The 9,280-nt window shown below is 62.7% G+C and carries 7 protein-coding genes, 1 pseudogene and 1 riboswitch; all 8 genes and pseudogenes read left to right on the top strand.

What is annotated here, in order from left to right; translation table 11 throughout:
• The coding region (locus tag Q0S16_RS17890) for a dihydrodipicolinate synthase family protein (protein WP_295850808.1) at positions 1 to 511 on the top strand (511 nt) is incomplete at its 5' end.
• A gap of 78 nt (positions 512 to 589) precedes the next feature.
• Positions 590 to 1,285, top strand: a complete 696-nt coding sequence (locus tag Q0S16_RS17885; protein ID WP_295850806.1) for an amino acid ABC transporter permease — start codon at positions 590 to 592, stop codon at positions 1,283 to 1,285.
• 80 nt (positions 1,286 to 1,365) lie between these two features.
• Positions 1,366 to 2,082 carry an amino acid ABC transporter ATP-binding protein gene (locus Q0S16_RS17880; RefSeq protein ID WP_295850811.1) on the top strand — a complete coding sequence of 239 codons (717 nt, stop codon included), beginning with the start codon at positions 1,366 to 1,368 and terminating at the stop codon, positions 2,080 to 2,082.
• Positions 2,083 to 2,160: 78 nt separating this feature from the next.
• Positions 2,161 to 2,365, top strand: a riboswitch (cobalamin riboswitch).
• A gap of 211 nt (positions 2,366 to 2,576) precedes the next feature.
• Positions 2,577 to 4,886, top strand: a complete 2,310-nt coding sequence (locus Q0S16_RS17875; RefSeq protein WP_295850809.1) for a TonB-dependent receptor — start codon at positions 2,577 to 2,579, stop codon at positions 4,884 to 4,886.
• A gap of 12 nt (positions 4,887 to 4,898) precedes the next feature.
• A complete protein-coding gene (locus Q0S16_RS17870; protein WP_295850804.1) occupies positions 4,899 to 6,338 on the top strand; it encodes a PepSY domain-containing protein in 1,440 nt (479 codons plus the stop codon).
• Positions 6,339 to 6,536: 198 nt separating this feature from the next.
• Positions 6,537 to 7,277, top strand: coding sequence for a TetR/AcrR family transcriptional regulator (locus Q0S16_RS17865; protein ID WP_295850802.1), 741 nt, complete (start codon positions 6,537 to 6,539; stop codon positions 7,275 to 7,277).
• A 115-nt stretch (positions 7,278 to 7,392) separates the two neighbouring features.
• On the top strand, positions 7,393 to 8,202 hold the full coding sequence (locus tag Q0S16_RS17860) for an ABC transporter permease (RefSeq protein WP_295850799.1): 810 nt from the start codon (positions 7,393 to 7,395) through the stop codon (positions 8,200 to 8,202).
• Between the two features lie 62 nt (positions 8,203 to 8,264).
• A pseudogene (locus tag Q0S16_RS17855) lies at positions 8,265 to 9,256 on the top strand (ABC transporter substrate-binding protein).
• Positions 9,257 to 9,280: the final 24 nt, after the last annotated feature.

The raw sequence follows: 9,280 nt of genomic DNA, 5'->3' as shown, positions 1-9,280 counted from the left end.
CGGCTATTCGCCGGAGACCCTGGCGCAGATCGCTGCGGTCCCCGGCGTGATTGCCATCAAGGAAGGCAGCGACACCATGCTGGCCTATGACGAGAACCGCCGCGCGGTGCACAACAGCAATCCGGACATCGCTTTCCTGCCGTCCAACTACAACTGGTTTCTGCCGCAACTGGCAGCGGGCGGCGACGGCATTCTCTCCGGTCTGGCGAGTCTGGCGCCGCGATTGCTGGCCGAGCTCTGGCAGGCGGCGGTCGCCGTCGATCTGCGTGCCATGCGCGCGGTGAATGAGCAGCTTCATCCGATCGTCCGCGCCATCTATGGGCCGGCGCCGATCATCGATGCGCATACCCGCATCAAGGTCGGCCTCAAGGCACTCGGTATCATCGAGAACGCCGAGCCGCGGCTGCCTCTGATGCCGGTGTTGCCCGATCTGTGCGACGCGATTTCGGCCACGGTCGGCGTAGCCCGCCGCGGCGCCGATATCCGTCTCGCAGATCGACGAACACCATAGGATTCAGCGCACCGACGCCTCGGCGCGCTTCTTGCAAGACTGCACCACCACGCATTGGCGATGAGGCAGAGACGCTCCATGAAGTTGTTCGATCCGGCCGCCTTCTTCGATTATCTGTTCAACCGCTTCCTGCTGGGAGGCGTCGCCGTCACGATCGGCCTGACCGTGGCGGCCGTGGTCGGCGGCCTCATTCTCGGCATGGTCATCGCGTGGATGCGCAGCGCGGACAACAAGCCACTAAGCAGCTTCGCCCGGTTCTACATCTGGTTCTTTCGCGGCACGCCGCTGCTGATCCAGCTGGTGGTGATCTACACCGGCCTGCCGCATTTCGGTTTGAAGTTTGGCGTCATCACCTGCGCCCTGATCGGCCTGATCCTCAATGAGGCGGCCTATCTCGCGGAGATCGTGCGCAGCGGTTTTCTCTCTGTGCCGCCGGGGCAACGGGAAGCCGCCTGGGCGCTGGGACTGCCGCAATCCGTCACCTTGCGACGCGTCACGCTGCCGCAGGCATTTCGGCTGATGATCCCGCCGCTCGGTAATTCCATCAACTCGTTGCTGAAGGCGACCTCGCTCGCTTCCGTCATCTCGGTCGAGGAGATCATGCGGCGCAGCGACATGCTGATGCAGGAACACTTTCAGGTGCTGGAGGTCTATGCCGCGGCGACCGTCTATTATCTGTTGCTCACCTCGCTATGGGATGTGGTTCAGCGGCGACTGGAAAAACATTTCGGCCGCTCGACCGTGGCGCCCGTCGTTCGCCTGCAACGCGCATGAAGGAATTGTCCGTGGCCCCGCATCCAGCAACCGACCTCGACAACCAGCTAACCTCAGCGCGTGCGGTGCCGGCCGTCCGCATGGAGGCGGTCTATAAATATTACGGCGATTTCACCGCGTTGATCGAGATCGATCTCAATGTCGCCAAAGGCGAGAAGATCGTCATCTGCGGTCCTTCCGGATCCGGAAAATCGACGTTGATCCGCTGCATCAACCACATCGAGAAGCACGACCAGGGCCTGATCTACGTCAATGGTGTCGAACTCGATGGCCAGACCAGAAACATCGACCAGGTCCGGCGCGATACCGGCATGGTGTTTCAGAATTTCAACCTGTTTCCGCACATGACCATTATCGACAATTGCACGATCGCGCCGATGACCGTCAACGGCCTCGGCAAAGCGGAGGCGAAGGACCTTGCCATGCACTTCCTGACCAAGGTCAGGATCCCGGATCAGGCGATCAAATTTCCCGGTCAACTCTCCGGTGGCCAGCAGCAGCGCGTGGCCATTGCCCGCGCGCTGTGCATGCAGCCGAAGGTGATGCTGTTCGACGAGCCGACTTCCGCGCTTGATCCGGAAATGGTGAAGGAGGTACTGGAGACCATGAAGAAGCTGGCCGAGGAGGGCATGACCATGCTCTGCGTGACCCACGAAATGGGTTTTGCGCGCGAGGTCGCCGACCGCATCGTCTTCATGAATGAGGGGCGCATTGTCGAGCAGGGCAAGCCCGACGATTTTTTTGCCAACCCCAGGACCGAGCGAGCCCGGCTGTTTCTCGATCAGATCATTCGCTGACGCCTGACCTCGCAGGTCGGCAGCAATGCAACAGGCTGGACAACCGGTGTCCGAGCATTGACGGTGCAACCGCCAGATGCCAGTTTCGTGATCGGTAGCGCTCGCAAGAGCTGCCAAGGGAATGTGGTGCGCGGGCTTTGGCCGGCAACTCCACGGCTGCCCCCGCAACTGTAAGCGGTTAGCCGACGACCAGGAAACCACTGGGGACTGACAGGTTCCTGGGAAGGTGGTCGAAGGCATTGACCCGCAAGCCAGGAAACCTGCTGCCAGTCATGGTCACACGCGAACGCGTCGGGCGGGGTGCTCCGAAGCGGCAAGAGTAGCTGTTCATCGGCCACAGGGCGAAGGCCCGGTGCACAGCAACCGCGGTGACGTGTAGACGATCGCCGTCGGACTCTGTTCACGTGTCAAAACCATTTTCCGGATTTCATCCTGGTCGTGCTGCGACCAGAATATTTCTGCATTCGTCAACGGCACCGCTTGGCCTGCTGCTGATGCTCGGCGCCATCTCGCCCGGCCTCGGTCAGACCGCAACTCCGCTGAGCCCGGCGCCCCTCGACCCGGTACTGGTGACGTCGCCGGACCGCAAGCCCGCGCGGCGGGCGCAACCCGCGCAGCGCCGGGCCGCGGCACAGGGCGGCGCCATGCGTCGCGCGCCGGCGCAGGCTGCCGCGTCGGTGGCGTCGCCCGGCAATCCCGGCCCTGCGACCACGCCGCTCAACAGCAATGTCGTTGCCGCCAGCGCCAGCCGACTCGGGCTGACGGTGCGCGAGACCCCGGCTACCGTGGAAGTGGTCGACCAGCAAACCATCCAGGAACAGGGCTACCGCACCACGTCCGAAGTCGCGCAGGGCGCCGTCGGCGTCACCTCCGGCGACGGCCCGGGAGAGCCGGCCGGCTTCTCGATGCGCGGCTACAGCAACAGCCAGATCAACATGCTCTATAACGGCATCAAGATAGGTCCGCAGAACATGACCTCGCGTCCGATGGACACCGGCAGCCTGCAAAGCGTCGAATTTCTCAAGGGGCCGGCGTCGCTGATCTCCGGCGAGGGTGCCGCCGGCGGCGCCATCAATTTCGTCAGCAAGCAGCCGACCGCCGGGCCAGTCCGCAACGAGGCCTATTTCTCCTGGGATTCGCTGAATTCGTTTCGCTCGCAATATGGCTCCGGCGGCAGCACGCTGGTTGAAGGGCTGGACTACCGCTTCGATGTCGGACGCTCGTCACTGAACGGTTTCATCGACGATACCGACACAAGGACCTTCAACGCCTCCGGACAGCTCAACTATCGCATTTCCAGCGACTTCAAGGTGTGGGGCGCGATCGAATACAAGCAGGATAATTCGCGTCCTTATTGGGGCACGCCGCTGGTGCCCGCAGCGTTCAGCGGTGCCAATGCCACCAGCGGTATTGTCTCTGGCAATTATGTCTCGAATTACAACGGCACCAATCTCGGTGCGGTGACCATCGATCGGCGTACGTTGAGCACCAATTACAACGTGTTCGATAATTACGCCAAGGCCGACGAACTCTGGCTGCGCGGCGGATTCGAGTGGAACATCAGCCGTGACCTCACCCTGAAGAGTCAGATCTACGGCTACAACGCGCAACGCGAATGGCGCAACAACGAGGTCTCGGCCTTTAACGCCAACACCAATACGGTCGATCGCGAGCGCTTCTTCGTCGCCCATGACCAGAAGCTGATTGGCAACGTCACCGACCTGACCTGGGATACCAACCTTGGCGGTCTGGACAACCGGCTGGTGACCACGCTGGCGGCGAGTACGCTCGATTTCAACCGTCCGGGTGCGGCGAATTTTCCCGGCGACTCCGTTTCGCTGGTCGACCCGTCGCGCGGCAATTACGGGCTGCTGACGACGCGGCTGCAGACCGCCAATATCGACAACGTGTCGCTATCGGTCGAGGACCGGCTGAAGATCACGCAAAACTTTGCGCTGATCGGCGGCCTACGCGTCGAATATATCGGGCTTGACCGTGACTCGCAGAATGTCGCGGGCGGCAGCCTGGCAGGATATCCGTTCTCCAGGAGCTGGGCGCCGGTGACGGGACGCGTCGGCTACACGTGGGAAGCCATTCCCGGCATGACCTTCTACAGCCAGTACGCCACCGGGGCGGATGTCGCGGCCAACAATATCTTCCTGCTCGGCGCGCTGCAGCCGCTCGACCTCACGACGTCGCGGACCTATGAGACCGGCGTCAAGCAGTTGTTCTGGGGCAACCGCGCCGAATGGTCGTTTTCGGCGTTCGATATCGAGCGCAAGAACGTCTATGCCGCGCAGGGCGGCCAGACGCTCAGCCTGGCCGGCCGCCAGGACTCCCAGGGCGTCGAAATCGCGCTGGCGGTGCGGCCCACCGAGGCCTGGAAGCTCTGGGGCAATTTCGCCTATGTCGAGGCGCGTTACGCTGATTATAATTTTGTCGGCGGCTCGTTTTCCGGCAATACGCCACCCAACGCGCCGCGGATCGTCGGCAATGCCGGCGCGTCGTATCGTTTTGCCACCGCGCTGCCGGTTGAAATCGGCGCCTCTCTCCGTCATGTCGGCGATCGCTTCAATACCGACGCCAATATGGTCACGCTGAAAGCCTATACCGTCGCGGATGTCTTCGCTTTCGTCGACATTCCTAAAATCTACTTTCCGGCAGTGGCCGAGACCCGCATCGCCTTCCGTGTCCGCAATCTCGCCGACACGCGTTACGCCATCTGGGGCGATCCGTTCTATCCCGACCAGATCCTGCTCGGTGCGCCGCGGACCTACGAAGTATCGGCCAATTTCAAATGGTAGGGCGCTGACCGCATGATGCGCGCGCTGATCCTGCTGCACCGCTGGCTGGGCGTCGCCTTTGGCCTGCTGTTCGCGATGTGGTTTGTCACCGGCATTGTCATGCACTTCGTGCCGTTTCCGTCGCTGACGGAGACGGAACGCGTGGCCGGGCTGATGCCGCTGGACCCCGCCGCCGCCGGACTAGGTCCCGCCGCCGCCATTGCTGCGAGCGGGATCGACGTCGCCGATCGCGTCCGGCTGTTCAACCGCGTCGATGGCGCGGTCTACCTCGTCTCGGGTGCAATCTCCTTTCGTGCGCTGCGCGCCAGCGATGGCACTTCCGTCGCCGTCACGTCGGAACGAACAGCGCTGGCGATCGCGGTCGATCATGCACGCCGGCGCGGGCTGGATGCGACCGGGGCCGCATTCGTCGAACGCGCCGATCATGATCAATGGACGGTGCCGAACCGCTATGATCCGCACCGGCCGCTATACCGGATGGCGCTGCGCGACGGTTTGGGTACGGATCTCTACATATCGTCGGCGACGGGCGAGGTGCTGCTCGACACCACGCGCCACGAGCGCGCGTGGAATTATGTCGGCAGCGTTGCGCACTGGATCTATCCCACGGTGCTGCGCCGCGACTGGGCGGCCTGGGATCGCACGGTGTGGTCGCTATCGCTGGTCGCGGTGTTTGCCGCAGCATCCGGGGCGCTGCTCGGCAGCCTTCGTTTCCGGAAAGCCTGTCGCCGTCTCGCACGCGCGCCAACCGGCTGGCACGCCTGGCACCATGTGCTCGGCCTGCTCAGCATGACCTTTGTCCTGACCTGGATCGTCAGCGGCTGGCTGTCGATGGACCATGGCCGGCTGTTTTCGCGCGGCGAGGTGACCGCCGCGGAGGCGGCGGGGCTCGCCGCTTCACCACCGTGGCCAAGGTTGCCATTTGTGGAATGGTCCGGCGCGACGGAAGCCGCGCGCGAGATCGAATGGTTCGCGTTTGCAGGAACGTTTTTCCGGCGCGAGCGGATCGGTGTTGCCACCCAGCGGCTGCGGCGATGGGACTCGCAAGCGGTGGAACCGGCACCGCGCTCTTTCCTCACATCAGCGGAGATCGATGCCCAGATCGCCCGCATCTCGTCCGGATGCTCACCGGCCGTGGTGATCGCTCCGGACGACAGCTATCGCGCAGCCTCGTCGATGCCAGGCGCGCCGGTATTCCGGTCGGTGTGCGGCGATGTCTGGTTTCATGTCGACGGCGCCAGCGGCGCGCTGCTGGAACGGCTCGATCCATCACGGCGTGCCTACCGCTGGGTTTACAGCGCGCTGCACAGCTGGGATGTTCCGCCCTTGATGGCATGGCCCATGCTGCGCAGCAGCCTGATGGTGATGCTGTGCGGGCTCGGCCTGCTGTTCAGCGTCACCGGCGTCGTCCTCGGCTGGCGCCGGCTGCGACGCGATCTGACGCCGCGCTGACCCCCGCCGCGAGACGTGACGCCCTGTTCGCGGGGATTCGACAGATGTGCCTGCGCACTTTCCTTGAGCGCATCCCGACATAACTTGAACTGCCTTCCCGACTCACGGGCGCCACGCTGGACGATCGCAGCTTCCAGCCCCGGCCGCGAGCAGCGTCGGCATCGTTCGTTTTAAAACTTTCTCGGCCGTGGTACATCGATGGCCAATCGACATGCGCGACAGGAATTCCGGTTGGCCAAGGTAAAGAAGGCACAGAGGTGGCAGCGCGATCCCGAGGGCATGCGAATCCGCATCCTCGAGGCGGCGAAGAAGGAATTCGCTAGCCGTGGACTCGCCGGCGCGCGGGTCGATCGCATTGCCGTGGCCGCCGGCGCCAACAAGCGCATGCTGTATTACCACGTCGGCAACAAGGAAGTTCTTTACCTCGCGGTGCTCGAAGCCGCCTACGAACAGATCCGCGACGAAGAGCGCGCGCTCGATCTCGAACATCTCGATCCGCCCGACGCGATTGAACGGTTGATCAGCTTCACCTGGAACTACTTTCTGCGAAACCCGGAGTTTCTGGCGCTCCTCAACACCGAAAATCTGGAGCGTGCCGAACATCTGAAGCGCTCCGACAAGGTAAAGTCGATGCATTCGCCGTTCGTCGAGATGATCGGCACGGTGGTGCGTCGAGGCGTTGCCAGCGGCGACTTCAAGGTCGCGATGGACCCGGTGCAGCTGTATATTTCGATCGCCGCGCTGAGCTTTTTCTACCTCGCCAACAATGCCACGTTGAGCGTGATCTTCGGCCGCGATCTGCTGGCCCAGCCGGCCAAGGATGAGCGACTGGCCCACATGGTGCGCCTCGTTCTGGCGGCCCTGACGGGCCGGTCGGCGGCCGAGTTCCCGACGCCAAAACCGCCGGCCGAACCAGCGCCGGTCCGCCAGCCTGCCTGATATTGCTAGGGAATTTTACTTGAACGGGCGCCCGATTGACAATTGGAGGCGTGCGGGTAGTATTTATCCAACAGGTTAAATGCTGCCGCGAAGACGGCGTGTTGGAGAGAAGCGCGTGAGCAATGCCAAGGGCCGAGGGGCCGCAGCCCGCCTGCTGAATGCCGCATGGCTGCGCCCGTTTATTCTGCTGATCATGATTATCGTGGCGTGGGATCTTTCGATCCGCGTGTTCCATATTCCGGCCTATCAAATTCCGGCGCCGGGCGATGTCGTCAAGGTGTTGTGGACCGATTGGCCTGAGCTGCTCAGCCAGACATGGCCGACAACCTATGCGACCATCGCCGGCTTTCTGCTGTCGGCGCTGTTCGGCATTCCGGTCGCCATGCTGATCGCCGGCTCGCGAACGGTGGAGAGCTATGTCTATCCACTGCTGGTATTCTCGCAGTCGATCCCCAAGGTCGCGATCGCGCCGTTATTCGTGGTGTGGTTCGGCTTCGGCATCGTCCCGAAAATCATCGCCGCCTTCTTGCTCGGATTCTTTCCGGTGGTCGTCTCCGCGGTGCAGGGCTTCAAGTCGGTCGATCCCGATATGGTCGATCTGGCGCGTGCCATGAAGGGCAGCCGCTTCAGCGTGTTCTGCGCCGTCAACCTGCCGCACGCGCTGCCTGCGATCTTCTCCGGCCTCAAAGTATCGGTCACGCTCGCGGTGGTCGGCGCGGTGGTTGGCGAATTCGTGGGCTCCAATTCCGGCATCGGCTACGTGCTGCAGCGCTCGATCGGCACCTTCGACCTGCCGACCATGTTCGCCGCGCTGGTCATCCTCGCGCTGCTCGGCGTGCTGCTGTTCTGGATCGTCGATCGCATCGAACGTTTCGCGATCCCCTGGCACGTCAGCCAGCGCGCCGAAATGTTTATTGCCGCTTAGGCGCGGCGCCAAAATATCAAAAAGCGGCCCGCTCAACGGCCGCGCTTTCAAGGGAGGCTAACATGCTGAAATGGATTGCGACCTGCTCGACCGCGCTAATCTGGACCGCGATCGCCACCGTGGCGCCGGCTTCCGCCGCCGACAAGGTCACCCTGATGCTGAACTGGTACGTCTACGGTGAGCACGCGCCGTTCTACTATGGCAAGGCCAAGGGCATCTATGAGGCCGAAGGCATCGATCTCGATATCCAGGAAGGTCGCGGTTCGGCCGCGACCGTGCAGGCTGTCGCCGCCAAGTCCGTCAGCTTCGGCTATGTCGACGTGCCCACCATGATCGCGCCGCCGTCAAGGGGGCGCCCGTGATCGCTACCGGCGTGCTGCTGCAGACCACCGCGATGTCGGTGATGGGTTTCGTCGACAAGAACATCAAGAAGCCGGATGACATCAAGGGCAAGACCGTGGCGATCACGCCGGCGGATTCGATGACCCAGATCTGGCCGCTGTTCCTGAAGAAGGCCGGATTGAAGGAATCCGATTTCAAGACGGTGGCCGGCGACGGCCAGACCAAGCTCAACGCCGTCATCAACGGCCAGGCCGACCTGCTGCTCGGCTACGTCATGGACCAGTCGATGAAGATCAAGGATGCGACCGGCAAGGACGTCTATCCGATCAAGTTCGCCGACTACGGCATCCATCTGGTGTCATCGGGCATCGTCACCAACACCGACTACGCCAAGACCAATCCGGAACTGGTGAAGCGCTTCATGTCGGCCACCACCAAGGCCGTGGAAGCCGCGTCGAAGGAGCCGAAGGCGGCGGCCCAGTCGATCCTCGATGCCAATCCGAAGGGCGGCAAGATCGATACGCTCACGCAAGGCTTTGAACTGACGATCCCGCTCTATCGCACCCCGGAAACCAAGGGCAAGCGGCCGTTCGAAGTCACCGACCAGAACATGACCGACACGGTCAACCTCATGGTCGAATATGGCGGGCTCGATGCCAAGGCCAAGGATAATCCGAAGGCGTTTTATACGAATGATTATCTGCCGAAGTAAGCGCAAGCCGTCATTGCGAGGAGC

Origin of the sequence: Tardiphaga sp., assembly GCF_025356345.1 — a bacterium.
Lineage (GTDB): Bacteria > Pseudomonadota > Alphaproteobacteria > Rhizobiales > Xanthobacteraceae > Tardiphaga.
The sequence above is the reverse complement of the archived record's forward strand: the minus strand, read 5'-3'. Positions and strand labels throughout refer to the sequence as shown.

Coding starts and splice junctions, on each gene's coding strand:
- Q0S16_RS17880 (WP_295850811.1), top strand. CDS start 1,366: ATGGAGGCGGTCTATAAATATTACGGCGATTTCACCGCGTTGATCGAG.
- Q0S16_RS17885 (WP_295850806.1), top strand. CDS start 590: ATGAAGTTGTTCGATCCGGCCGCCTTCTTCGATTATCTGTTCAACCGC.
- Q0S16_RS17870 (WP_295850804.1), top strand. CDS start 4,899: ATGATGCGCGCGCTGATCCTGCTGCACCGCTGGCTGGGCGTCGCCTTT.
- Q0S16_RS17875 (WP_295850809.1), top strand. CDS start 2,577: ATGCTCGGCGCCATCTCGCCCGGCCTCGGTCAGACCGCAACTCCGCTG.
- Q0S16_RS17865 (WP_295850802.1), top strand. CDS start 6,537: ATGGCCAATCGACATGCGCGACAGGAATTCCGGTTGGCCAAGGTAAAG.